Here is a 22,886-nt window from a genome sequence, read left to right on the forward strand (position 1 = left end):
CCGAGTCGCCCCGCCCTCCCCGGCTGCCGGTTGGCCGCCCGAACCAAGCGCGACCGGCACCGGGCCCCTCCCGGCGCCACGTGGAACCAATATTGACGCCATGCCGGCCGTTCTCTTTCGCCTTGCATCCGCCATCGAGCGCGACAGTTCACGGGTCGAATCCTGGTACACCGACGATCCGATTGATGCGCTGGGGTGCAGAACGGCACAGGCGGTCGTTGCGGGCGGGCAGCTCGTGCTTGTTCTCGACTTTCTCAAAGCGGTGCAGCAACGCGACGGCCTTTAGGGCCGGGTTGGCCTGTCGGCTGGATCATCGTCCGTGCGTTCCGCATAGGCCGCGCGACGGCACATGACCGTCGCACGGCGTCCGCTCATCGGTTGGGCGCTGGGAGGGCCTCGGGTGTATACGGGGCGTAGTCCACGTACCCCTCGGCCCCGCCCCCGTAGAACGTGTCGCGATGGGGCGTGGCCAGAGGCCAACCGTTTCGCATTCGCTCGACGAGATCCGGATTGCTGACGAAGTTCGCACCGAACGCAGCGAGGTCAACGTCGCCGCCGTCGATGAGCTCCTCTGCGGACGTTTTGGTCAGGCCGCCCGCAACAATGACCGCCGTATCCGTCAGCGATGGCCGCATCACGGACACGAGCTCGAAGAACGATTTCCCCGTGTCAGCGGTTCCACTGTCGAAGCCTTCAACCTTGAACTGCGACTGGTCGATGAGGTGAACGTAGGCCAGGCCGCGAGCGCCAATCTCTTTGGCGAGGGCGGAATACGTCTCGTCGATCGCGGGATAAAGCGGCATGTCCTGGAAAACGCTGTAGGGCGAAAGCCGGATCCCGACGCGGTGGCGCCCCACCGCACCGACGACAGCGTCAATGACTGCCAACGTGAACCTGAGGCGATCGTCTATGTTACCAGCCCCGAAGCGGTCGTCGCGGTCGTTGACCAACGGATTGAGGAACTGCTCAATCAGATAGCCGTTTGCCCCATGGATCTCGACCCCGTCAAAGCCAGCTTCCATTGCATTGCGTGCGGCCTGCGCGAAGTCACGGACGGCGTTATCGACATCGGCCTCGGTCATGCGCCGCGGAGCCGGCGTCCCGACCAGCGCGGGCTCGCCTTGTTCGTTGAACCCATAAGCCATCCCGCCCCGGGCCCGACGCGTCGATGAGCTCAACGGCTGCGTTCCCTCACCCTGGATGGACGGGTGTGAAATGCGGCCGACATGCCAAATTTGCGCAAACATCCTGCCTCCCACTGCATGAACGGAATCGGTAACCAACTTCCACCCGGCAATCTGCGCTGCTGTGTAGATACCTGGATTGAAGATGTATCCCTGTCCCTCAAGCGAAATGGGCGTGCCTTCACTGATGATGAGTCCCGCGGTCGCCCGCTGCGCGTAATAGAGCGCGACGTTGACGTTGGGAACATCTCCCGGCGCGCGGGCACGGGTCATGGGCGCCATCACGACGCGGTTTCGGAGCACCATGTCTCCAAGGCGAAATTCTTTGAATAGGTTTGACATCAATTCCGTACCAGGGGTGGGGATTAGCACGTTTTCTGCGGGGCGAACACGCTGCCATCAAAACAACCATACGGCGGCTGCAACGCGCCGATCGAAAGAGCGTACACAGCCGCCACTGCGCGGCGTGGGACGTAGTTCCCTCATAACGCGCCAGCCAAGAATGTGAAACCGCGCGCATGCGGCTTTGATGCGGAAAAGGAGGCTGCGACAGCGTGTCGCACGGCCGAAATGAAGGGAAACGCGACGTTTGTAGGCGCGAGAACGGGGATTAGATTAGCGCGCCGACCCAGCGCCCTCGCTGCGGTGCCCCTCCCCACCACCATGGCCGAGACATGCCCAAGCGCCATTCGAACCCTGTGCCCAGGTTGAACCATGACTAGCCCTGAGACGATACCCACCACAACCGTGAAACCGGATGTCCAGTTCTGGATGACGGAAGAACATCACGCAGAAAGTCCGACGCTGTTGGGTTTCTGGATTTACCTGATGAGCGACTGCCTCATCTTCGCCGTCCTCTTCGCGTGCTACTGCGTTCTCGGGCGCGGTTTCGCCGGCGGCCCGTCGGGCGCGGACCTCTTCGAACTGCCGCTGGTTGCCACCAACACCGCGATGCTGCTGCTGTCCTCGATAACATACGGCTTTGGCTTGTTGCACATGCAACAAGAGCGCAAGGCAAAAATGATGCTATGGCTCGCGATCACGGCGTTGTTTGGCATTGCCTTCGTTGCCCTCGAATGCCATGAATTCATCCAGCTCGTCGCCGAAGACGCAACGCCCCAGCGCAGTGCGTTCCTGTCATCGTTTTTCACACTGGTCGGAACCCACGGCCTTCACGTGTGCTTCGGCCTGTTGTGGCTCGTCATCCTCCTTGCCCAGGTCGCCAAGCATGGTCTGACCGCGGCGAACAAGCGTCGCATCATGTGCCTGTCGATGTTCTGGCACTTCCTCGACGTCATCTGGATCGGGGTCTTCTCCGTCGTATATCTCATGGGAGTCCTTCCTTGAACCATCCCCAAAACCCTCACCACGTTCACGACGAATCAGACGGAGCGGGCCCGCATGTCACGCTCGGCGGCTACCTCAAGGGCTTCGTACTGGCGGTGATCCTGACCGCCATACCGTTCTGGCTTGTGATGGCCAAGGTAATTCCCGATTCCCGGGTGCTGACCCTGGTCATCACCGCCTTCGCCGCCACGCAGATCGTCGTGCACATGAAGTACTTCCTTCATATGGACATGAAATCAGAAGGCGGCTGGAACATGCTCGCGCTTATTTTCACCCTCGTCCTGGTCATGATCACACTGGCCGGGTCAATCTGGGTGATGTACCACCTCAACACGAACATGATGCCCGGGATGATGCACGAAATGACCCCCGCGGAGGCCAGGAGTCTTCCGTGAGGTCGGCTTGAGGGCGACACACCTGGCGCGAACCGAGGGAACTGCGTCGTTCCCCGTTCCGGTGACGACAACTAGATTGATCGCAAGGCGTGGCGGGAGCCGTCGACGGCAGGACCGCAACGCGTGAACATCCCAACCATGGAGAATGCTATGTCCGAGAATGTGCAGGAACGCCGTACCTTTCTGAGCCAGGCCGCAGGAATCACCGCCGTCGCCGCCGCCGCGGGGCTGTCTGGCATTGCGACTGTGGAAGCAGCGGGGGTCGACAAGGTGCCCACGACGCGCAGAGCACCGGTACAAGCCGGCCACGCCAGCAAGAGCATTGTCGAAATCCCGGCTGGCAATCCGGTGTACGGCAAGAGCGTCAGCGGATTTGACGAATGGGCCTACGCCGCCGCGGTTCGCGCCAATGGATTTTTGTTCATCGCGGGTGCCGTAGGCTTCCGTGCTGATGGCACCATTCCTGAGTCGGTCGGTGAACAGTGCGAGCTTGCTTTCAAGCGCCTCGAGGAGATTCTCCGTCTGGAGGGACTGACGATGGCCGATCTCGTCGAAGTCGTCAGCTATCACGTCGAGCTCAAGGCAAATCTCGACGCCTTCATGCCCGTAAAGGCGCGCCATTTCGTCCGGCCCTTCCCCGCCTGGACGCTGATCGGCGTTGAGGCACTCGGTCTGCCCGAACTCAAAGTCGAGATTCGCGCAACAGCTGCCTACCCGGCCCCTGCCGGCTGACCCAACAAGAAATGGGTGCCCCGCCAGGGGTTCCCATTTCCTGGCTCTGGTGCAGCAAACACATGGGTCGTCGCCAGGTCAGACCGCTGAACGCAAAGGCGTCCCCGCATTGAGCGCCATCCTTCTGATGCTCTGCGGGGGATGCCCGGTGACACGGATGAAGGCGCGGCGCATGCGCTCGGGATCGACGAATCCAACGCCCGCCGCGATGCGTTCGATTGGTTCGTGCCCGGCTTCCACGAGCGGGGTTGCCGCTTCCACCCGCAGCCGCTCGACCGCCTTGGCAGGGGTGTTGCCTGTCTCGGCAAGGAAGGCGCGGCCAAACTGGCGCGCACTCAGCCCTGCGATCTTTGCAAGGCGCTCCGTCGACAGATCCTCGGAGAGGTGAGTGCCAACGTAGGCCATCACGTCACGCATCCGGACGGTCGCCGGCTCGATCTCGGCGCATGAGGAAAACTGCGACTGCCCGCCGGGACGGTGATTCCAGAAGACAAGTTGGCATGCCGTTTCGCGGGCAACCTCAGGACCGAGATCGTGGCCGATCAACGCCAGCGAAAGGTCGATGCCGGCGGAAACGCCTGCAGACGTCCAGATGCCGCGGTCGTTGACGTACATCTCATCGCTCCTGACGCGAAGCGAAGGAAAGCGCCGCTGGAGAAGCAATGCATAGCGCCAGTGCGTCGTCGCAATATGGCCGTCAAGCAGACCTGACTCGGCAAGGATGAACGCGCCAGTGCATACGCTCGCGATTCGCGTCATGCCATGAGCCGCAAGGCGTCTCAGATGCCCAGCAAGCGCGGGATGGGCACATGGCTCGTTCGCTACATCACCACCGGTGACTATGACGGTGTCGAAGGTCCTGATGTCAAACGCGGAGGTCAGCACGACAAGCCCGGAACTACTCCTGACCGGACCCCCACTCTCCGAAACAACGTGGCAACAATATCGCTCGCCGTCCGACAGGTTGCTCGCGTTCTCAAACGCTGACAGCGGACCGCCCAGGTCCTGGATCTGGAATCCCGGGAACACAACGAAGGCAACATGGTGCATGTCAGCCCCTGGCCTGGTTTGGATCAACGGGACCTCTGACCTGCCGCTCCGGCAAGTCGTTGCGTGGTCGTGACCAACAAAGGGATAAGGAAGTCATGGGACATATTGTCGCGTAGTCGCTTCCCGGGACGTCGGACGTATACCCCTCAAAGGGCGTCGCAGGGCCGTGTCTTCCCGCGGCATGTCCGGGGTCCGTTCCGCACACGTTTCACACAGGTCCCAAAGGCGAAACATGGCCGGATGCGAGGGTGAAACGTCGCTTTTGGGACGATCGTCTCCCGCATGCATCCCGTAGAGTCGTGTATCCCGTGCCCGATGGCCGACAGTCGCACCCGAAGGCGGCAGCGGCCAGGAGCCGGTTCATGCCTTGCCTCGGAGCACCCATGTCCACAGCTGTCATCGCCGGCTATGTCCGGACACCCTTCACCTTTGCCCGAAAAGGTGCGCTCGCGTCGGTCCGGCCGGACGATCTCGCAGCAACATCCATCCGCGGACTCATGCAACGCTCTGGCCTCGACCCTGCGCTCATTGAAGATGTCCTGTTTGGATGCGCGTATCCCGAAGGACCGCAGGGCGACAACATTGCACGCGTTGCCGCACTGCTTGCGGGAATGCCTGTCAGCGTCCCGGGGGTGACCATGAACCGTTTCTGCGGGTCGTCAATGTATGCTGTCCATTGTGCGGCCGGGCAGATCGCAATCGGCGCCGGCGAAGCGTTCATCGCCGGCGGCGTCGAGAGCATGTCGCTCGTCCCGCAAGGCGGACTCAACCCTTCTCCGAATCCGCTCTTTTCGGTCGCCGAGGGCGACCATCGCCCAATCCCTATCCGGGCGCACATCACCATGGGAGAGACTGCCGAGAACGTCGCGAAACGATACGGGATTTCACGACGAGAGCAGGAGCGGTTCGCGTTCGAATCGCAAGCGAAGGCCGCGATGGCGCGGGAAAGTCACCGTCTTGATGACGAATTGGTACCGGTTCGCTTGGAGGACGGGACATTCGTCATCCAGGATGGATGCTTGCGTCCCACCACATCGCTCGAGGGGCTCGCGTCCCTCAAGCCCGCATTTGGTGCCGACGGAACGGTAACCGCTGGGACAGCATCGCCACTGACGGACGGCGCCGCCGCACTTCTCGTGACCTCGGAGGCATTCGCCAACCGTCACGGGCTGACGGTCCTGGCACGCATCGTGGCAACGGCGGTGACGGGATGTGAACCCGAATACATGGGCATGGGCCCAGTGGATGCAACGCGCAAGGCTCTTGCCCGGGCGGGGCTGTTGATTCACCACATGGACGTCGTTGAGCTCAATGAGGCGTTCGGGTCCCAGGCGATTGCATGCATGCGCTTACTCGAGCTCGATCCCGGGCGTGTCAACCTCGACGGAGGGGCAATCGCGCTCGGTCATCCACTGGGGGCCACCGGCGCACGCATCACCGGCAAAGCGGCACAACTTCTGGCACGGGAAGGCGGCAACTACGCTCTGGCAACACAATGCGTGGGTGGTGGGCAAGGCATCGCAACGATTCTCGCCCGCTAGTGCCCGCCATCGGCGCTCCTGGCAACTTGCCAGCCCCACTCCGATCGCGAAAAAAGTGGACTGCAGACATGGCCGACTGCAGTCCACCCAACACCATGGCACCAGGGTCGAACCCGGAAAGAAGCGTATCGACCCGGGCCACATGGCCTCTTTGCGCGCGCATTCAGACTGCAGAGACTTGGGCGCACCTTGATACTGGCACGGGGGGGGCTTCCCGGATACCTGTCTGGCCTGGCGTTCGTACTGCGCCCCGCTTGTATAAACGTCAAACGTGGCCCTCACCCTACACCGGCCGATTGAACGCGGTGGTCTCAATGGACGCGCGTCCCCTGACGTGAGGTGGATTTGGTTGAATAGAGCGTGACCACACCTCCGGCCTCGCGCACCTCGCGTAGCCCCCAGCCAGTTACCAGCGCCCGGACAAGCGTCTCCTGATCGCCCGCGCGGAAGCTGCCGCTCACCTCGAGCTCGGCCAACGCCGAATCCCCCAGCTTCACCGACACGGGGGAGTAGCGATTCATTTTTGACAGGAGATCTGAGAGCCTCTTACGCCGGAACACCAGTTTCCCCCGTGTCCAGGCAGCCGCTTCGGTCAAATCGAAGGCGCGCGTGTCGCCCATCTGGCCGTCGCTCGAAACGTTGACCTGTTCACCGGGCCTGAGTGTCCGAGTTTCAGGTTGCGTCGGGCTCGTGATGCTTACCGAACCATCGAGCAGGCTCACCCGAACACCCGCATCGTCACGTTCGACCTGGAACGTTGTACCGATGTCATGGATGAGAGTTCCGGACGACCGCACCTCAAACGGGGCGGCTCCCTTGGCTACCGTCAATTCGATGCGACCTGATGCAAGGACCACTTCACGCTTTGTGCGACTGATACGCGCAGACGCCCTTGTCCCAGCGTCCATGAGCATTCCAGTGCCGTCTGCGAGGATCACGCGATGTATCGATGGCCCACCCGAGTACTGGCGGTCAAGGACATCTACTGCGTCGGAAAACCTCGACACGCTCATTGGCACGGCGAGCAGGAGCACAATCGCCGCGGCAGGCAGCGCACGAACGCTTTGCCTGCGGCGCCGTGCCGCCCTGGAGGTTCGCGTCCGGGCCCGGTGGCCGGCGGCCTGCAGAATCGCGCTTGCACCCAACGACCGAACGCCGAGGTGAAGGTCAAGCGCCGACCTGAACTCCCCAAAACGGTCTGTCCCTCCCGCACACCAGGCCGTGAAGGCGCGTCGGTCGCCGTCCGTCAACGAACCACGTCCGAGCAAGGCAACCCAGGCTTCCGCCGTGTCTGGATAGCGCGTGGGGCCGTTTCCCATCATGGCCGGAAGGAGAAGAAAGCGGAGCGGGTGTCGACGTAACGTCGCAGGAGGGCCAGGGCGCGGCTGATGTGCTTTTCGACCGCTTTCACAGAAATTCCGCAGTGTGCGGCGACCTCCGCGTAGCTCATGCCTTCGATGCGATTGAGGAGATAGACGTCGCGGCACCGTTCGGGCAGGCGCAACAGCGCTTTTTGAACATCCTCGAGCGCGCGCACCGTGTCAAGGAAGTGACCTTGCTCAGGGTCCGCTGACGCGAGGAAATCGGCAAAATCATCAACGCGTACGTGGTCATTGGCCCGATGCGAACGGGCGTGACGTGCCCTGTCGGTCACGGCGTTGCTGGCTATCCGGTACAAAAGGGCGCTCCATGTCTCAGGTGGCTCGCTCCGGTATTTCATGAGCCGCGTGAAGCTCTCCTGCGCAATGTCCTGGGTGTCTTCCTCCGGAACCAGCCGTTGCCGCAGGAATGCAACCAGATGGCCACGCCGCTCACGCGCGAATGCCTCGAAAGCACGGTCATCGCCGCAAGGCGAATCAATCTTCGTCGGTACAGTTCCGCTCACGGCAACCAGCCGCGGAGCGACGCCAGTCAAAACCGCGATCCTTGTTCCATGCCGTGCCCACCATTGTCGACGAATTACCCCGCCGTTGCGAAACGGTCCGGCCCTTCCCATGAAACGTGACACGGACCAAAAACCCTACCCTTCGATGGCACGGCCAGCTGGCTTGTCCGGGGAGCACAGGGTCTCCTCAACCGTCGTACTTGCACGGCGCACGAGTGACGTAGGTCGCCGTTGATCGGAAACATGACGCGGTGAGCGCTTCAGATCACCTGGGATGAAGCTCCCGGCCGGCTCCAGGCGAGCGTCAGGACAGCTGCGACGCCGAGGACGGGAATCATGGAAACGTTAAGCGTCGTCCAGCCCCAACGTTGCAAGACGGGTCCAGCCGCGAGCGTTGCCAGCGCCGTCGTCGCGTAACGGGCGAATTCAGCCGCGCCCTGCACCTTTGTCCGCTCTGCCGGGCGGTACGAAAGGGCGAGAAGCGCCGTCCCGCCGACGAACATGAAATTCCAGCCGACACCGAGACACAGCAGTGCCGCGTGAAAGGCGAAAAGGCTGTGGGAACCCGCTGCGATGGCCGGACACAACGCACTCATCGCGATGCCAGCGAACAGTACAATCGGCAAGCCGAACCGATCGATGAGGCGACCTGCGAACAATGACGGCCCATACATACCGACGAGGTGCCACTGGATCACGGACGCGCCATCGTCGACGGAATAGTGCGCACCCATGGTGGCGAGCGGAGCCGCGGTCATTATGAACATCATGACCACTCCACCGATGACATTGTTGGCGAGCGCCGCAAGCGAGATGGGCGTCAAAAGAATCCTGCCCAGCGGCAGTGTCCCGGCGTCTTCGCCGGTCTGCGCAGGGATACTCTCGGGCCGGTCGCGGTAGCTGGTGAGGAAAAGGACAGCGGAGACTGCACCAAGAATGGCTACTGCGAGGTACGAACCGGCAAAAGCAATCGAAAGCCAGTTCCTGCTCCACGCGGCCAGCAGCGGGCCGAGGACTGCGGCGATGACACCGCCGGCAAGCACTGTTGAGATGGCTCGTGCCTTCGCTCCCGTTGCGACTGAGTCAGCGGCGGCGAGCCGGTAGTACTGCGCGAAGGCCTGGAAGACGCCGACGGCCGCCGTACCGAGGCAAAAGGACCAGAAATCGGAATGGACAACCGACCACACGCTCAGGCACCCACCTCCAGTACAGACGGCCGCACCAATGACGAAGGCGCGTCTTCTCCCGACGCGACGAATCACGAGCGCAGCGAACCATGTGGCTATCGCGCCTGCAACGGTGATCATCGCAAAAGGCAGGGTTGCCAGTGCCTTGTACGGTGCAAGCTGGTATCCGGTGATCCCCGTCAGTGTCAGATCGATGGCCAATGCGGCCGTAAAAAGCGCCTGCCCCACTGCGAGGACGACAACGTCCCGCCTTGAGCCAGGGCAAATGGCGACCCACGCACCTGCCGGAGGGGACCGCGCGACCTCGTCTTTCCGTTTGTAAGCCATTCGTATCGCGACCTGACGACCGGAATTCGGTGGCCGAAATTGTCAGCGTGCGACTGCCGGGACTAAAGGACGTCCTTCCCTCGTTTCGCGCCGCGACCAGTCCTTTCATCAACGCGTCCCATGGATGCAGACCGCCTGCGCGCGGCACCGTGTCACGCGCGCGCTTTGGAAAACAAGGGCATCATGCTCCAGACCATTACCCGCACTGCAAAGGACCCATGCCGCTTCGCCGTCGGCCATCCCAACGCATCTTTACCGTGCTCGCGTTTTTGGCGATGGGGCTTTTGGTATGCGTGCCTGTCATCTCCCGCGCGGTCAGGACCAGTGCCAACGCAATGGGCGCGCCGTCCGCGGAGAATGTTGATGGCATCCCCGCGCTCAGCTTCTGGTGCCACGGCCAGGCCAACCACTCTCCTCAAGCGCGGGACACCGATGAAGTCGTGGCCCATCCGGGGGACCCTTGTGGCTATTGCAACTTCCTTGCGAACCACCCGGGACTTGCGAGCGTTCCGGCCGTCGTCATGCGACCGCCATCCGAACAACCCGTCCTGATTCCAACTCCCGTCCCTCACCGTTCCAATCGGCCCGCATGGCAGCTCGCCGTTGCCCCCCGCGGACCACCGCCAGCCTGAAGAACCGCTGCCTCGCCGCTTTGCGGCTTCCTTTTTCTGCCGAGGAACTCTGATGATTCCGCATTCCCGCGCGACCCGCGCGCGCGCGTCCATCCGCTCTTTTGCCGTGACGCGTTTCGTGCTCCTGATACTGCTCTGCGCATCAACCTGCCTGGTGTCGGCTTGCCAGAAAGAGCTCGCGCCGCAGTGGAAGATGGCCGATGTCTCGGGCCACCTGCCCGATCTCGCGTTTTCGCTGACCGATGACAATAGCAAGGCGGTGACGGCCGCCGATTACCAAGGACACATCACGCTCCTCTATTTCGGATATACCCACTGCCCCGACGTCTGTCCACTGACCTTGACGCATCTGCACGTGATTCTCGACCGGATGGGTGCTGCCGCAGATTCGATCCGCATCCTGTTCGTGTCGGTCGACCCCGCACGTGACACCCCGCAGGTCATGCACGAGTACGTGCACGCGTTCGACAAGCGTGCGGTCGGCCTGTCTGGCCCAGACAGCGAACTCGAGGCCCTCGTCAAACGCTACCGTGCGTCGTACACCCGCGACCCGCCCAAAGCGGATGGTAGCTACGAAGTCGACCACAGCCCGACGGTCTACGTGTTCGACGCGAAGGGCCGGGCCCGCCTCATCGCGACCCCGAAGTCGACCCCGGATGATGTCGTTCATGACCTGACCCTGATGACCACCCTGGAGAATGCCCGATGAAGCGACGCATGATTGCTCTCGCCTTGCTCTTGTTCACCCTCGTCGCCCATGGCGCCGAACCTGCCGTCCATGCGGAAAACGGGTGGCTGCGATTGCTGCCCGGTTCGCTTCCGGCAGGTGGGTACCTCACCCTGATCAATGCGACTCCGAAGGAGGTCAGCATCACGGGCGTCCGTAGCCCTGACTACAAGGAGGCGATGCTGCACCGTAGTTCGGAGAACAATGGAATGGCGCATATGGCAATGGTTGATTCCGTTCCCGTGCCTGCGCGAGGCAGTGTCGTGTTTTCCCCAGGCGGGTACCATGTGATGCTAAGCAAGCCTACGCGTTCGCTCAAAGTGGCTGACACGGTAGTGCTCGAACTCATGCTCTCGGACGGAGCGAGCCTTCGTGTCCCGCTTCGCGTCGTGCCTGCAAACGCCAGCGGCCCGAACGGCTGAAGTGGCTGGCCGGGAGCCTAAATCGGTGCTCCCGGCCCTCGCTCATTGGATCAACGGCACGCTGACCCCAATGGAGCTTTCGCGGTGGTGCATAGCCAACCGTAGTCGGTACTGTCATCGCGTCTTTCGGAATGGAGTCGTCGAGCCCCTCACCCGGTCCACCAGGTGTTCTTGGTTGAGCACATGCAACATGCGTTGAAAGGACGCGACCGCCAGCGGGCTCGATACCGTCGGCCCGCACAGGATGGCTTCTATGCTGGCGTCCATGTTGAACCCCTCATCGATGACGCCGCTCAAGGGTTCCAACCGAAGCTTGAGCTTGGGCTCAATGCCGAAGGCGCCGTGATGGTATCCGAACATGGCTTTGAGTCGTCCATCCGGGTCGTTCTCAGGCAAATACGCCAATCGCCATTCGTTTTCTTCCGCGAAGCCTCGATGCTTGGTAAATACCGAAAATGCCTTCAGCCGCCAAATGTAGTGATAAGCCGCCGTCGACAAGTCGGCCAAGCTGGTGGCATGCGCGGCGATGAGCGATGCCAGCTGTGTGACCTTGCCCCGCACCCATTGCTCGCGCTGTTCGTCGGTGATGTATTCCACCCGGCTAATTACCAGAGGAGAGCTGCCCGGCTCGACATCGGGAAATTGGGTCGTGTCGAAGATGAGCGCCGCACCGCTGCCTTCGGCCGAATAGGCGCGCCACATCGAAAGGCGTCCATCAGGCACCGTGTCATCGTGCAACGAAAAGCAGGCGATATAGGTATCCATCGCGTAGCTGTTGCTGAACTTCTCAAACAGTTCGGTGAACGCGCTGATGAGGAACAGATGATCTTCGGCAACTTTACAGGCCGCCTTCAACTCCGGGCTTTCGTAGAACAGCCGCGCGCCCAGGTTGAGGCCGGCGCGCATCTCTTGGTGGTCGTTCATGTAAAGCGGGTTGGACAGCCACAGTTGACGCCCCACCAGAATCGATTCCAGCGTTTGCAGGGTGGTGTAGTGAGCCAGTTTCGGCCGCATCGTGGGGTAATTGCTGGTCCGGTCAAAATCCTCCCACAACGCATCCATTGCAGTCTCGAAAGCGGTATTGTCTTCCATGGAATCACCCCGGTGTATGGATGGCGGCATCGTAGCAGCGAGTGCGGCTCGTGGCGCTTGGTCTCCCGGCGGATGCTCAGTCCAAGCAGGATCCTGGGACCCCAACCCTCAGGTCGACCGGTTCGTGGCCGTCTTGCTGGACCTCGCCGATCACCTGTCAGCGCTTACCGGGGCCGCCGGTGAAACCGTCGATGCAAAAGACATCAGCAACCTTTCCCGCGCACGGGTCCGGGCAGATGGCTGGGGGGATGACCGGATGCTCAGGCGCCTCGCCCGGGTGGCCCCCGTTGACCTGGATGAGCAGGCCTTTCTCGCTCGCTGCAAGGTCCTCCACGAGCGTGTGCAGGCCATCCCGAAAGGAGTCCTCAAACGCATCCTTCGCGCGATGGGTGTGCCGCCCGAGGCCATGAGGGACCTTGGCAGCCTGAAACTCCTCCAGGCGCTGACCAACGTCGTCAGGCAAAAGAACCGCGACCTCGAATCGGTTGCCGACGCCCTCCCCACCGAGGTCATCCCCGACGGGTGGAACGAACAAAACGACATGCTCGCTCCATTGTTCGTCCTCAATGACCTGAGGATCGCCGATGCGCACGTCACCCCCGGTGACGCCCTGGTCCATCTCCGGCGACTCGGTTTCGACCTTGCAGGCGTCAACGACGGCCATGGCGTGGCATTCGACCTCGTCCTCGACAAGACCGTGGAGTCGCTCGGTTCCATTGAAGGCGAACTCCGGCGCTTCACCCGGCGCTGAGGGTGCATTGCCCCCACCCGTCCCGGCCGCGGTGGAAGACCGCCTCCGCGCAGGACGGTCAATCGCCAGGAGGGTTCGCGTCAGGCCATTCGAGCGAGCTCTCTTCCCGAAGGAAACGCCATGCCCGGAACGGCGGGACGATCGGACCGCTCCGGACATGGTTCATCAAGTCATGGAACCACATGTGCGGTGCGCTGCCGCGGGTGAGTCCCGGCGGAAGGGCAAACGTGTAGTCCCCCTCAAAACGCGACTCCTTCCTGTATACCGTCCGGTACACAGGCTCGAGGTACCGATGGATGGCCCAACGGACGTTGTTGAGAAGCTCTGCTATCCACGTGGCGTAATAGATGAACAGGTTGCCTTCGAGGTGATCGCGAAGGTCACCCAGTGCAAAGGGCACCTTGTCAATGGCGACCTGGTGCCCTGCTGCCCCGAGGATGGCCTGGAGCTTGCCGGAGACCGCCGAGAGCCGGGAAGGATTGTGCTTGGCCTGGTTGCCCGAGATTTCCAGCAGCTGGTGACGCGTGACCGACAGGCGCGCATTGGTGCCGATGGAGGGAAGCCAGACGGTGGGCGTTATGGGGGCGTCCATCCAGGACTTCAGGGCAACGACGGCGGCAGCAAGCCCCTCCCCTCCGCACTGGTCGCCCAGGACGGGCTGGTCCGCGACCTGCTCGAGTACATCGAGACAGGAGGATTTGACACCGAGTAGTCCAGCGGACCCCTTTTCGCTGACAAAGTCGAGAAGGCGGATGAGGAAGAGGCTCCGATGGGCGCGGGCATGGAAGCGCACCTCCATCTCCCCGTCCCCGTTGATGGTCAGCTGCATGAGGTCGTGGTTGACGAGGTCATCGAGTGCAGCGGTACACACGCAGAGCCCGATTGCCTCACGCTCCGCAGGACCGATGGCGTTGCCCATGGATTGCTCCTGCATGGTTGAGTCCGTGCTGTGCATGGTACCGCGCGAACCGTCGCCCCGTGCCGCCACCGGGTGCCGCGTGCCGGTCCGTCACGCCCACGCCCCCGGAGGACGGCCGCGCCGGATTTTCCCGGCCTCAGTGCGACCAGACGCCGCGTTCGTGTATGACGCGCGTCGGGTCGTCCGGTGCAGCCGGTATTACTGCGTGGGCAAGCACCACGCCGCGCTCGACCTGAACCCAGCGGTGCGGACGTTTGGCCGCCCAGTAGACAAGCGCCTTCCAGAGCGGAAACGGTCGCTCGACCCAAGTGACCACATGCCAGTCCGGGAGACGCGCACGCAAAAAAGCGTCGACCCGGCGCACGCTGAGGGTGCCCGCACCGATTTCGGGCGACACGAGCTCGACCCTCTTCCAGCCCGCCTCCACGAGGGCCGTACCGTGTTCGACCAAAACGCCCAGGGCCACGCGCGCGCTCCGCAAGGGCTCAGGGTCCACCTGCCGGTAGGCCGACAGGCGTCCCCCTGCACGGCGCACGTGGAGGCCCGCAGTCGAGGCGTCAACACGCTCGAGCGCAATGACCCTCTTGCCGCGCAAAAGCTTTGGCATCAGGCACGTGTAAGCGATGAGGCAGGCCGGGCCGACAATGACGCATGCGGTCGCCGCGCACCACTGCGCAGGGGTCGCGTAGGCAAACCGCGGACGGGGATTGAGCAGGACGTCCGCCATCACCGACAGCACAAAGGGCGCGGGCACAAGAAGCGGATGAACACGTGCCCAGCGGGCTGCTGTGCGCACGCGCTTTTGAAATACCCGGTCGCGCATGACCTGCCTGCCGCCTTCGCGCAAGACAACACCAACCAGGAAGCACAGTAGGAGTAGTGGAATCGCTTCAAAAACCATCATGCGTCCATTGAACGGCATCATGCGGCTGCACCGCGGCGACCGAAGCGCAGCGCCGGGCGTGCCGTCCGGGCACCGACGAGCGGCTGTGCCTCGCCCACGCGCGATCGACCCGTGGTGCCACGCGTGGTCCAGCACCCCCGGCAACAGGCCCTGTTCCAACGGGAATGCTGCTGCGATTTGCTGCCCATGCACTGAATCCCGTCCATGTCAGGCGGTGACGCCCGCCGCCGTGACGAGTGCCATTCGCAGCCCCCCACCATCACCGTCACTGGGCACGGCCTCGTCACCATCGCCCTCGTCGGTGCGTCCGAGCTCGCGTTTGAGCGCGAATGCTGCCCGGAGCGACGCCCCGTAACGCCAAGCCGGCACACCGATGAGCAGGGCATAGAAGAATGCAAGGCCGCCGACGACGCGCTGTGCCCGGACAACGTCCCTGACGTGTTGTTCAAGCCGGCTGCTGCCGAGGATGTCGCATGCCACCGCCCGGTCATCGCCGAGATGGCCGAAATCGTCGGTGCCTGCGCAGCCGGCCTTGTCGAGTCCGGTCCAGCGCGCCTCGCCAAACACCCGCACGGTCGTGCCGTCGACCGACAGAAGCCGGCCGTTTGCGTTCACGGAAAAAACCGCATCGGTTGTCGATACCGCGACGAGGCCAAATCCGGTCAGCGTGGCCACGACAAGGAAGAGGGGGATGATGCGGGCGACGACACCGCCTTTGGACGGGAGTGGCCTGAGGCGCAACTTGCGACGGTCAAAGAACTCGCCGCAATCGCAGACGCTGCCGAGGTCGGTGCCTTGCGTGCGTGCCCACCGCTCCATGCGCCGGGCTTGGGCGAGCGTGTCGGCCCATCCGAAAAGAACCCTGAACTTCAAGAGTGCCCGGCGCTCGTCCATCGCCCCGGCGAGCCAGTCGACGTCGGCCGGCTCCTTGCGGTGGAACAAGGTCCAGAGGCGCAGCCAGAACGGATACATCGACTTGCCGCGCAGCATCACCCACAGCAGCGCCGCGGCCACTGCAAGCGGGGTGAGACAGGAGATCCAGGGTAGAAAGGTCTGAAGGGTGTTGATGTCCATGGGGAAGTCCGTACCGGCAGGCGTCAGAGGGTCTTGACCGTCGGCACGTAACCATCCGTGCGGTCGTGTTCGAAAAAGCAGGTGGGCGGCAGCGCGTTCCAGCGGTGACCGAGGGCAGTGGCCAGCACCGCGGGCCCGAGATAGAAGAGGTCGATTCCATCGGGCGCAAGGCGTGCGGTAGCGGCGCTGACTGCGTCCTTGATCGCACGTACACTCGACTGGACGTCTTCTGCCGAGATCACCGCACGCGGCAGGTGCAGATGCAAGACGGGCGCCGCCTGACCGAGGAAGCGTCGCACGTCCTCAACGGGGTCCCGGATGAGACCGATAACCACGGCAAGGCGCCCTCCCGTTCGTGCATCCGGCGCCGTTATCGTCCACTCGGCCACGTTACTCCCCGCCGGATGGGCGTCCGTCGACCAGACACCGCCGGGCGTCATGACGTCCAGGTCGAAGACGGTGGCCGGACGGAACGCGAGGCCAAGGCCGAAGGCAGCCGACAGGCGCATCGGTGCATCGACGGCCACGCGCCGATAACCCTGCCCGGTCGCCCAGCCCGCCGTGTTTACCAAAGCCTTCTGCAACCCGTCCGTATAGGGCACGGCGGGTGCACCGACCCTGTGTCCGCCATCCTCGGCGTCGAGCCCGAGATGCCCGGAAGGTGGCTGCGCCTGGCCACGCACGAACGCCAGACGCAGGGTTGTTGACGCGGCAAACCCGGGGTTTCCGTCACTGATGGCGTCCACCAGTGCCATGCGTCCGACCTTGCTGCCCCGCCTGTCGCGAAGCAGTGTGCACACGTTGGCGAACGCGCGGGCAACGGCGGAGGTCGGCCAGTCGAGGCCGAGCGATTCGTGGAGGTCGCGAGCGAACGCGGCGCGCGCAAACCCTTCGTCGTGAGGCACAAGCTCGATTGCAATGTCGCGAACGAGGTGGGGCCCGAGCCCTGTGCCGAACTCCCCAGACAGGTGCGCGACATAGGCCGTGTCACTGTCGGCCATGACCTCGGGATAGTGGTGGTAGAACGGACGCGCATTGGCCACGCGGAACCCGTCGCGAACGACCCATTTGAGCTCCGCTGGCAAGTCGGGCGTGATGAGGGCCTGCATGCGCACGGTGTCCGAATAGCCCTCGGCAAACGCCTTGAACCCGGCCAGCACGGACACGAGCTCGGCCCTCTTGAGCGTTGCCGACTTGGCCTGGAAGCGTTCGAGCCTGTGCAGGTTTGCCGATGGCGCATCCGGCTCGAAGAACGTGGCCTCGAAGTCCTCGAGCATCTCGAGGCCGATGGCCTCGAACGCAGGATTGGCGAGCCAGTGCGGCACCCTGGCGGCAGCGGCCCACTCCTGGTAGCCGAAGCCGGCATAGGCGATGACACCGCCCATGCCTTTGCGGTCCGTCAGCGTCTGAACGCGACTCTCAGGCATTGCACATCTCCAGTTGAACGTTGCCCATGGCACCCGTGCGATCAAACACACTGGCGCTGGCGGTGATTGTGTCTTGGTCGAGTCGGACGATGAGCAGGACGGAAAAACTGCCCCTGAACGACCCGTCGGTGACAAGCGCGCGCATGGTTTGCAGGTCCGTCCCGCTCGGCGTGACGGCGAACGACGGGTGGCTGTGCCATTCACCGATGTAGTTGTAGGTGCGGTATTGGCTACGGCGCTTGTAGAAGAAGCGGTCGGACATGCGCAGCGCCTCGGCGAGGTCCACGAGAAAGCGCGCAACGCTTCCGAGGCGGTTTTGCGTGGTGACATCCGTGACCGAGAACTTACCCGGTGCATGCATACGCCCGAAGAGCTGGCCGCCGGTCTCGCGAAGACCGCCACGGATGAGCGCGGACCGGAGCGACGAAATCGCGGAAGCGTCAAGCTGCAGCTGCATCATCGGGGTCCGCGAACAGGGAGAGGACAAAATTGGCCGTGACCGGGTCGGCAGCCGCCATGGCATCGATGTCGGGCGCTTCGGTCGCCGGGCCGACATCGAGGAGGACCGAAGAACCGAGGCCGGAAAAAACCCACCCCTGGCGAAATCCAACCAGCAACCAGGCAGGCTGCCCCCCACCCATGGCACCATCGAGGATGTCGAGCGCAACCCGCGCGCAGAGCCCCGCTGCAATCGTGACGGCAGCATCGTCGGCAACGACCGGCTCACCCTCCGCGTTGATGCCCTCATAGGCCCGGTGGCCGGGTGGCGGCGGGGGCGTCGCCTGTTGGCCACACCAGGCGTTGAACGACGCGCGGCCGTCGGCAAAGGTGGCGTCCTTTCCGGGTACGCTGCGTGCGACAAGGCAGCCGAGGCCACCTTCGAAGACCTGCACACTGACGAAGGGACGTCCAGCCGAGCTGGCGACGGCGCCGAGCAGCAACGAGGCACCCATGTCGCCCGTGGCATCGACCACGACATCCGCGCTTGCCACGAGGTCGATGGTCGCTGCGTGGTTTTTTGCGGACTGCTGCCAGTCGAGGTTGAGCACGCGACGGATGACCTTGACCGAGGGCGCGATGACACCAAGCCGGCGAGCGAGCGCATCGACCTTGCGGTAGCCGATGTCGCGCCAGTCGAGGGCGTGGCGCTCGATGTTGGGCGGCAGCATCACGTCGCCATCGACGAGGCCAACAATCCGCACCCCGGCACGGACCACAGATTCGGCCACCTTCGACCCGACCGACCCGGCGCCGACGATGACGACCGTTTTGCCGGTCACACCTGCTGCGCGGCCAGACCGCATGCCGGCATCATCGGACAGGACAACGGGACTGCATTCGAAGACCGTCTCCGAGGCAGCGAAGGCAAGATGGAACACCCGGACGCCACCGGGAATGCGCGCAACGGCAAAGAGCCCCAGTGCTTCGTCCGCGACGGCGGCGATGTCGACATGCGCGGCAAGATCCGCACGGGTGTCGACGCCCGCCGAAGGGTCGTCGAGGTCGAAGACCACAACCGGGATGCCATCGGCCACCCCTGGCGGGGGCTCGCGCCCGGCCAGCCTGTCCGCATCGTCGCAGAGATACAGGGGAACGCAGTTGTCCTGGTGGGCATAGCGGTAGCCCGTGAGCGCCACGGAGACACCCGCACCAATCCTTGCCAGACATCCCTGCCCGAGCAGCACCCGGAGGTTGCCGTTGGTGAAGGCCTGGACGGCCCCCTCGTGGTGACCATCGGGCACGTCCCCTTCCACGCCTGCAGCCTCGCCTTCAAGAAGACGGTGCGCGCTGCGGAGCATGTCGGCGCCCGTGGCCGCCGGGGACCAGTTGTCGGGACCCACCTCGAGGCAAAGCGATCCGCCACCGCCGAACTGATGACGACTCAGGCGCGTCTTGCCATCCCGCGGCTCGACCCAGCACGGCACCAGGGGATAGAGCTCGGGGTAGACGAGACGGACCTCCACGGCACGCCCGCCGGCGAAGATGGTGCCCTCTGCGGTGAGCCGCCCGTGTGCACCCGTCCAGCCGTCCGTGGCCCACCATCCCTCCCCCTCGATGCACGCGAGGGCCGCGCGCTCGTCAGCCACGCGCTTCAGGTTGCGGGTAAACCACGGCTTCATGCGAAGCCGCGCGGCGAGGTCGGCGTCGCATTGACGTCGGGAAACACGAACGCCGAGGCGGCGACCGGTGCCACGGCAACGGTGCTGCCCGCCGTCGCCTTCGCCGCGACGGCCGCCACGCCCTTCGGGAAGCGTTCGCCGAGAACGATACGCCAGAGCCGGGTCGCCTCCGCCTCGTCGGTCTCGTTCTGCGCCCTGCGGGCGAGCGCCGCGTGCGACTTGACGCGGGCCATGAACGCCTTCCAGTCGGTCATCGACACCTTCGAGAGGATGTCGTTGCCCCACAGACCCGGGTCGTTGATGAACGGCTTGATGTCCATCTCCGCTTGCGCGGCGTGGGCATCGCGGAGACCCTCGAGCATGCGTGCAAACGCTTCGCCATAGTGGGTCTCGTTGACCGGGGCGTACATCGACACGAGCACCTCGAGCACGAAGCCCTTGGGGCGCTTGCCGGTCTTGTTCTCCCGGCGCCACCACTTGAAGAGCTTGACCAGCGGCTTGAAGCGGCCGGAAAAGGCCTTGTTCCGGTCCGAGCTCCACGTGTTGTGGCCCGGCGGGTTGGTCGTCTTCCAGCGGCCGAGGTCGCGGTCGGGCAACTCAAAGACGCTGCCCGTGGGCACGACCGGGACGACGTCGATCTCGGAGTTGGCCGTCAGCACCCGGACCGAGCGCTTGTTGATGCGCTCGACATGGAACGTCTGGCGCAGGGCATCGGCGAGCTCATTGAGGACATCATCCGGCGCATCCGAGGTCGAAAACGAGGTCTCGATGATGATGTCGACGTCCGGACGATCGTGGCCGTCGGCCGTATGGCGGGGACGGATGGCGGTGTCACGTGAGTAGCTGCCGGCGAGGAAGTCCCCCTCCCAGCGGTCCTTGAACTGCGCATGCGAGCGAAGGTGGCTGCGGACCGCCGTATGGGCCGCCGAAGCGTGCCCCTTGGTGGTGGAGCTCGGCTCGATGTCGGCCAAAAGAGAAGTGAAACGGCTGTTCGGGAGCATGAAGCGATTCCTTGTGTCGGTTGGACACAGCCTGATCCCGTTCAGGCTTCCAGTCAAGTAACGTAACTCATTTTACTTTAGTGTTTTCAATTTAGTTATTTTAGTAGACTCTTCAGGCTAACCAGCCCGTCCGGAGTTGCCATGAACGACGATACCCCCTCGACCCGAAGCCGCTGGGGCCAGGATCGCCGCCTCGAATTCATCGAGTCGCGGCTGCAGTACGCCCGCCAGCTCAACCGGGCCGACCTGATGGACTTCTTCAACATCTCGGCTCCGAAGGCCTCAAAGGATCTTGCCGACTACGACGACCTCGCCCCGGGCAACATGGCCTATGACGCCCGCCTCAAGCGCTACCACCCGACGCCCGCGTTCCGGCCCCGCCTGATTGCCGGTACAGCCGAGGCGTACCTCAATGAGCTCTACGCCGTGCAGATGCACATCATCCCGGCCGATACCAGCTTCTTCGGAAAGCTTCCTCCAGCCGGTCTCGTCGACACCCCTGCCCGGCCGCTTGATGCGGAGGGGGTCGCCACCTTCGTCGACGCAATAAACCGGCGCCAGGCCCTGACCATCACGTACTACTCGATGCGTGCGCCCCAACCGACCACCCGCATCGTCTCTCCGCATGCGCTGGGCTTCGATGGCCTCAGATGGCACGTCCGCGCCTTTTGCCATCTGCGGCGGAGCTACCGCGATTTCGCCATCGGCCGGTCAAAGGACATCCAGCCTGCAGACGAGGCTTATGTTGACGCAGGCAACGACCGCCAATGGAACCTTCGGGTGCCCCTCGTCCTTGCCGCCAATCCGGGGCTAGCCGACTGGCAGCGACTCATCGTTGAGGAGGACTACAAGATTGACGACACGGGCACGCTCGAGCTCGATTGCCGCCGGGCCATGCTCTTTTACACGGTCCGCCATCTCAACCTCATGACCGACGACTGGAGGGAACATCCAGAGCGCCATCATGTGGTTTTGCTCAACAAGGACGCCGTCGAGAAGTGGATTGCCGAGGACGCACTGGCATGATGCCCGGACTGCAATCGTCACCCGACGGGTACGCTTACCTGCTCCAGGACCAGAGTGTGCGTGGTCCCCTCATCCTCGCTCTGAAGCGTGCCATCGCTGGAGCGTTCACCAAGTCGGATTGGGTCGAGTTCGGTTATTCCACGCAGACCAGTGACCTCATCTCCAGTCATCCCCGACTGCTTCGGAGCCTCGATTTCGGCGACGATGACTACGAAGCGTGCGTGTTCGGCATCCTCGAGTACGTCTTCGACCGCACGCCACAAGCACTCCCTGCGCTCCTGACCCACACGAAACTGAAGGCGGCCCTCGAGGCGACGCAACCCGACCTCCTCGAGCGCTTCGGCGTGGTCACCTCACGCATCAGTGCGCCGCCGGTTGACCAGCGTGCCAGCGAATCCGTCTGGCGCGCCTTGCGTGATGTCGACACCCTCCTGTCGACGGGAGGTCCCGTGCACGTGGTCGACCGCCTGCACACCGCCCTGCACGGCTATCTTCGACAGCTTTGCGCCGACCACCGCATTCCGTTGTCCCCGGACGCCTCACTCACGACGGCGTTCAAGGCGTATCGCCAGGCCCACGCAGGCAACCCGCCATCGCCCCACGCTGCGCCCGTGGCCGCCGTCTTGCAGTCGTTGGCATCGGCGGTTGACGCGGTCAACGCCATGCGAAACAGCGCGAGCATCGCTCATCCCAACGCACAGCTCCTCACACAGGCCGAAGCAGAGCTGGTCGTCAACACGGTCCGGACCCTGATGCACTACCTGAAGTCGACCGAACCGCCCCACTGACGAGGCGAGCGAAAGCACCCTGCCACCTCGAACGCATGGCCCACGTCTCCGCACAGGCACGGGCCGTGCGCTCGAGCCCGTGTTCCTCGTGCTCCCCGCCCGCCCCGTCGATCGCTGTGCCATGGCAGTCCCCGATGAGTATGCCTCGGTCGGACTGTGCCAAACCGTCGCAAGCCTGGTACCGGCGCCCCCTATCGTCGTCGACCACCTGCCCACACTCCCGCATCGGAACAAGGTGCCAAGCTCGAGTCGAACGAGCGCACGCGTGCAATCACCTTCTCGCTGTAGCACGGCTTGCTCAACTTCCAAGACCGATACACCGAAGCGGCGTCACTGATGCATCCTTCCCCCGGCG

Annotated in this window: 24 protein-coding genes; 11 read left to right on the forward strand and 13 right to left on the reverse strand. The window is 63.6% G+C overall.

All coding sequences use genetic code 11. From position 1 onward, the window contains the following. Window positions 1-100: 100 nt before the first annotated feature. Window positions 101-286 carry a hypothetical protein gene (locus tag KPL74_08680; protein QWT22067.1) on the forward strand — a complete coding sequence of 62 codons (186 nt, stop codon included), beginning with the start codon at window positions 101-103 and terminating at the stop codon, window positions 284-286. A gap of 85 nt (window positions 287-371) precedes the next feature. Here the strand turns inward: KPL74_08680 and KPL74_08685 are convergent, their stop codons facing one another. Further along, window positions 372-1,526, reverse strand: coding sequence for an alkene reductase (locus KPL74_08685; GenBank protein ID QWT22068.1), 1,155 nt, complete (start codon window positions 1,524-1,526; stop codon window positions 372-374). Between the two features lie 372 nt (window positions 1,527-1,898). Here KPL74_08685 and cyoC point away from each other — a divergent pair, with 372 nt between their 5' ends. The 3 genes from cyoC to KPL74_08700 all read left to right on the forward strand — a co-directional run bounded on the left by cyoC (window position 1,899) and on the right by KPL74_08700 (window position 3,658). Further along, window positions 1,899-2,531, forward strand: coding sequence for a cytochrome o ubiquinol oxidase subunit III (gene cyoC / locus KPL74_08690; protein QWT22069.1), 633 nt, complete (start codon window positions 1,899-1,901; stop codon window positions 2,529-2,531). Continuing rightward, complete coding sequence (cyoD, locus tag KPL74_08695; protein ID QWT22070.1) at window positions 2,528-2,926, forward strand: cytochrome o ubiquinol oxidase subunit IV; 399 nt, start codon at window positions 2,528-2,530, stop codon at window positions 2,924-2,926. The genes cyoC and cyoD overlap by 4 nt, the downstream gene beginning before the upstream one ends. Window positions 2,927-3,049: 123 nt before the next feature. Next, complete coding sequence (locus tag KPL74_08700; GenBank protein QWT22071.1) at window positions 3,050-3,658, forward strand: hypothetical protein; 609 nt, start codon at window positions 3,050-3,052, stop codon at window positions 3,656-3,658. Between the two features lie 78 nt (window positions 3,659-3,736). Here KPL74_08700 and KPL74_08705 read toward each other — a convergent pair whose 3' ends face one another. Next, complete coding sequence (locus tag KPL74_08705) at window positions 3,737-4,708, reverse strand: GlxA family transcriptional regulator (GenBank protein ID QWT22072.1); 972 nt, start codon at window positions 4,706-4,708, stop codon at window positions 3,737-3,739. A gap of 383 nt (window positions 4,709-5,091) precedes the next feature. Here KPL74_08705 and KPL74_08710 point away from each other — a divergent pair, with 383 nt between their 5' ends. Continuing rightward, window positions 5,092-6,249, forward strand: coding sequence for a thiolase family protein (locus tag KPL74_08710; GenBank protein QWT22073.1), 1,158 nt, complete (start codon window positions 5,092-5,094; stop codon window positions 6,247-6,249). Window positions 6,250-6,560: 311 nt separating this feature from the next. Here KPL74_08710 and KPL74_08715 read toward each other — a convergent pair whose 3' ends face one another. The 3 genes from KPL74_08715 to KPL74_08725 all read right to left on the reverse strand — a co-directional run bounded on the left by KPL74_08715 (window position 6,561) and on the right by KPL74_08725 (window position 9,522). Next, the gene (locus KPL74_08715; protein QWT22074.1) at window positions 6,561-7,187 is read right to left on the reverse strand and encodes a FecR domain-containing protein; all 627 of its coding nucleotides are present in this window, start codon (window positions 7,185-7,187) and stop codon (window positions 6,561-6,563) included. Window positions 7,188-7,567: 380 nt separating this feature from the next. Further along, window positions 7,568-8,164 carry a sigma-70 family RNA polymerase sigma factor gene (locus KPL74_08720; GenBank protein QWT22075.1) on the reverse strand — a complete coding sequence of 199 codons (597 nt, stop codon included), beginning with the start codon at window positions 8,162-8,164 and terminating at the stop codon, window positions 7,568-7,570. Window positions 8,165-8,394: 230 nt separating this feature from the next. Then, window positions 8,395-9,522 carry an MFS transporter gene (locus tag KPL74_08725; protein QWT22076.1) on the reverse strand — a complete coding sequence of 376 codons (1,128 nt, stop codon included), beginning with the start codon at window positions 9,520-9,522 and terminating at the stop codon, window positions 8,395-8,397. Between the two features lie 344 nt (window positions 9,523-9,866). On the opposite strand from KPL74_08725, the gene KPL74_08730 reads away from it, so the two are divergent. Genes KPL74_08730 through KPL74_08740 form a run of 3 tightly spaced genes read left to right on the forward strand, consistent with a single transcriptional unit; the run spans window position 9,867 to window position 11,429 of the window. Further along, window positions 9,867-10,280, forward strand: coding sequence for a DUF2946 domain-containing protein (locus KPL74_08730; GenBank protein QWT22077.1), 414 nt, complete (start codon window positions 9,867-9,869; stop codon window positions 10,278-10,280). Window positions 10,281-10,332: 52 nt separating this feature from the next. Then, window positions 10,333-10,989 (forward strand): SCO family protein, encoded by a 657-nt coding sequence (locus tag KPL74_08735; protein QWT22078.1) that lies wholly within the window; start codon window positions 10,333-10,335, stop codon window positions 10,987-10,989. An 8-nt stretch (window positions 10,990-10,997) separates the two neighbouring features. After that, entirely contained in the window at window positions 10,998-11,429 is a 432-nt protein-coding gene (locus KPL74_08740; GenBank protein QWT22079.1) for a copper chaperone PCu(A)C, read from the forward strand. 114 nt (window positions 11,430-11,543) lie between these two features. On the opposite strand, the gene KPL74_08745 is transcribed toward KPL74_08740, so the two are convergent. Further along, complete coding sequence (locus tag KPL74_08745) at window positions 11,544-12,521, reverse strand: DUF2971 domain-containing protein (GenBank protein QWT22080.1); 978 nt, start codon at window positions 12,519-12,521, stop codon at window positions 11,544-11,546. Window positions 12,522-12,645: 124 nt separating this feature from the next. Between KPL74_08745 and KPL74_08750 the strand changes: the two genes are divergently transcribed. After that, window positions 12,646-13,272, forward strand: coding sequence for a hypothetical protein (locus tag KPL74_08750; GenBank protein QWT22081.1), 627 nt, complete (start codon window positions 12,646-12,648; stop codon window positions 13,270-13,272). Between the two features lie 58 nt (window positions 13,273-13,330). On the opposite strand, the gene KPL74_08755 is transcribed toward KPL74_08750, so the two are convergent. The 7 genes from KPL74_08755 to KPL74_08785 all read right to left on the reverse strand — a co-directional run bounded on the left by KPL74_08755 (window position 13,331) and on the right by KPL74_08785 (window position 20,717). Continuing rightward, window positions 13,331-14,191, reverse strand: coding sequence for a hypothetical protein (locus tag KPL74_08755; protein QWT22082.1), 861 nt, complete (start codon window positions 14,189-14,191; stop codon window positions 13,331-13,333). A 136-nt stretch (window positions 14,192-14,327) separates the two neighbouring features. Then, window positions 14,328-15,116, reverse strand: a complete 789-nt coding sequence (locus tag KPL74_08760; GenBank protein QWT22083.1) for a hypothetical protein — start codon at window positions 15,114-15,116, stop codon at window positions 14,328-14,330. A gap of 186 nt (window positions 15,117-15,302) precedes the next feature. Further along, window positions 15,303-16,169, reverse strand: coding sequence for a hypothetical protein (locus KPL74_08765; GenBank protein QWT22084.1), 867 nt, complete (start codon window positions 16,167-16,169; stop codon window positions 15,303-15,305). Window positions 16,170-16,192: 23 nt separating this feature from the next. Then, window positions 16,193-17,596, reverse strand: a complete 1,404-nt coding sequence (locus tag KPL74_08770; protein QWT22085.1) for an SAVED domain-containing protein — start codon at window positions 17,594-17,596, stop codon at window positions 16,193-16,195. Next, complete coding sequence (locus KPL74_08775) at window positions 17,589-18,053, reverse strand: Mov34/MPN/PAD-1 family protein (protein ID QWT22086.1); 465 nt, start codon at window positions 18,051-18,053, stop codon at window positions 17,589-17,591. The genes KPL74_08770 and KPL74_08775 overlap by 8 nt, the downstream gene beginning before the upstream one ends. After that, window positions 18,037-19,716, reverse strand: coding sequence for a ThiF family adenylyltransferase (locus KPL74_08780; GenBank protein ID QWT22087.1), 1,680 nt, complete (start codon window positions 19,714-19,716; stop codon window positions 18,037-18,039). The genes KPL74_08775 and KPL74_08780 overlap by 17 nt, the downstream gene beginning before the upstream one ends. Then, window positions 19,713-20,717, reverse strand: a complete 1,005-nt coding sequence (locus tag KPL74_08785) for a hypothetical protein (protein ID QWT22088.1) — start codon at window positions 20,715-20,717, stop codon at window positions 19,713-19,715. Before KPL74_08785 ends, KPL74_08780 begins: the two co-directional genes overlap by 4 nt. Before the next feature lie 141 nt (window positions 20,718-20,858). Here KPL74_08785 and KPL74_08790 point away from each other — a divergent pair, with 141 nt between their 5' ends. Continuing rightward, entirely contained in the window at window positions 20,859-21,743 is an 885-nt protein-coding gene (locus tag KPL74_08790) for a WYL domain-containing protein (GenBank protein ID QWT22089.1), read from the forward strand. Next, window positions 21,740-22,531, forward strand: coding sequence for an abortive infection family protein (locus KPL74_08795; protein ID QWT22090.1), 792 nt, complete (start codon window positions 21,740-21,742; stop codon window positions 22,529-22,531). The genes KPL74_08790 and KPL74_08795 overlap by 4 nt, the downstream gene beginning before the upstream one ends. The last annotated feature ends 355 nt before the right edge of the window (window positions 22,532-22,886 follow it).

This window comes from Bacillus sp. NP157 (genome assembly GCA_018889975.1).
Classification (GTDB): Bacteria; Pseudomonadota; Gammaproteobacteria; order Xanthomonadales; family Rhodanobacteraceae; genus Luteibacter.

Excerpts from the sequence above, each read along its gene's own strand:
- KPL74_08740 (QWT22079.1), top strand. The coding sequence starts at position 10,998 with ATGATTGCTCTCGCCTTGCTCTTGTTCACCCTCGTCGCCCATGGCGCC.
- KPL74_08780 (QWT22087.1), bottom strand. The coding sequence starts at position 19,716 with ATGAAGCCGTGGTTTACCCGCAACCTGAAGCGCGTGGCTGACGAGCGC.
- KPL74_08755 (QWT22082.1), bottom strand. The coding sequence starts at position 14,191 with ATGGGCAACGCCATCGGTCCTGCGGAGCGTGAGGCAATCGGGCTCTGC.
- KPL74_08730 (QWT22077.1), top strand. The coding sequence starts at position 9,867 with ATGCCGCTTCGCCGTCGGCCATCCCAACGCATCTTTACCGTGCTCGCG.
- KPL74_08775 (QWT22086.1), bottom strand. The coding sequence starts at position 18,053 with ATGCAGCTGCAGCTTGACGCTTCCGCGATTTCGTCGCTCCGGTCCGCG.
- KPL74_08685 (QWT22068.1), bottom strand. The coding sequence starts at position 1,526 with ATGTCAAACCTATTCAAAGAATTTCGCCTTGGAGACATGGTGCTCCGA.
- KPL74_08770 (QWT22085.1), bottom strand. The coding sequence starts at position 17,596 with ATGCCTGAGAGTCGCGTTCAGACGCTGACGGACCGCAAAGGCATGGGC.
- KPL74_08790 (QWT22089.1), top strand. The coding sequence starts at position 20,859 with ATGAACGACGATACCCCCTCGACCCGAAGCCGCTGGGGCCAGGATCGC.
- KPL74_08735 (QWT22078.1), top strand. The coding sequence starts at position 10,333 with ATGATTCCGCATTCCCGCGCGACCCGCGCGCGCGCGTCCATCCGCTCT.
- KPL74_08680 (QWT22067.1), top strand. The coding sequence starts at position 101 with ATGCCGGCCGTTCTCTTTCGCCTTGCATCCGCCATCGAGCGCGACAGT.
- KPL74_08710 (QWT22073.1), top strand. The coding sequence starts at position 5,092 with ATGTCCACAGCTGTCATCGCCGGCTATGTCCGGACACCCTTCACCTTT.
- cyoC (QWT22069.1), top strand. The coding sequence starts at position 1,899 with ATGACTAGCCCTGAGACGATACCCACCACAACCGTGAAACCGGATGTC.
- KPL74_08785 (QWT22088.1), bottom strand. The coding sequence starts at position 20,717 with ATGCTCCCGAACAGCCGTTTCACTTCTCTTTTGGCCGACATCGAGCCG.
- KPL74_08795 (QWT22090.1), top strand. The coding sequence starts at position 21,740 with ATGATGCCCGGACTGCAATCGTCACCCGACGGGTACGCTTACCTGCTC.
- KPL74_08765 (QWT22084.1), bottom strand. The coding sequence starts at position 16,169 with ATGGACATCAACACCCTTCAGACCTTTCTACCCTGGATCTCCTGTCTC.
- KPL74_08745 (QWT22080.1), bottom strand. The coding sequence starts at position 12,521 with ATGGAAGACAATACCGCTTTCGAGACTGCAATGGATGCGTTGTGGGAG.
- KPL74_08760 (QWT22083.1), bottom strand. The coding sequence starts at position 15,116 with ATGATGCCGTTCAATGGACGCATGATGGTTTTTGAAGCGATTCCACTA.
- KPL74_08705 (QWT22072.1), bottom strand. The coding sequence starts at position 4,708 with ATGCACCATGTTGCCTTCGTTGTGTTCCCGGGATTCCAGATCCAGGAC.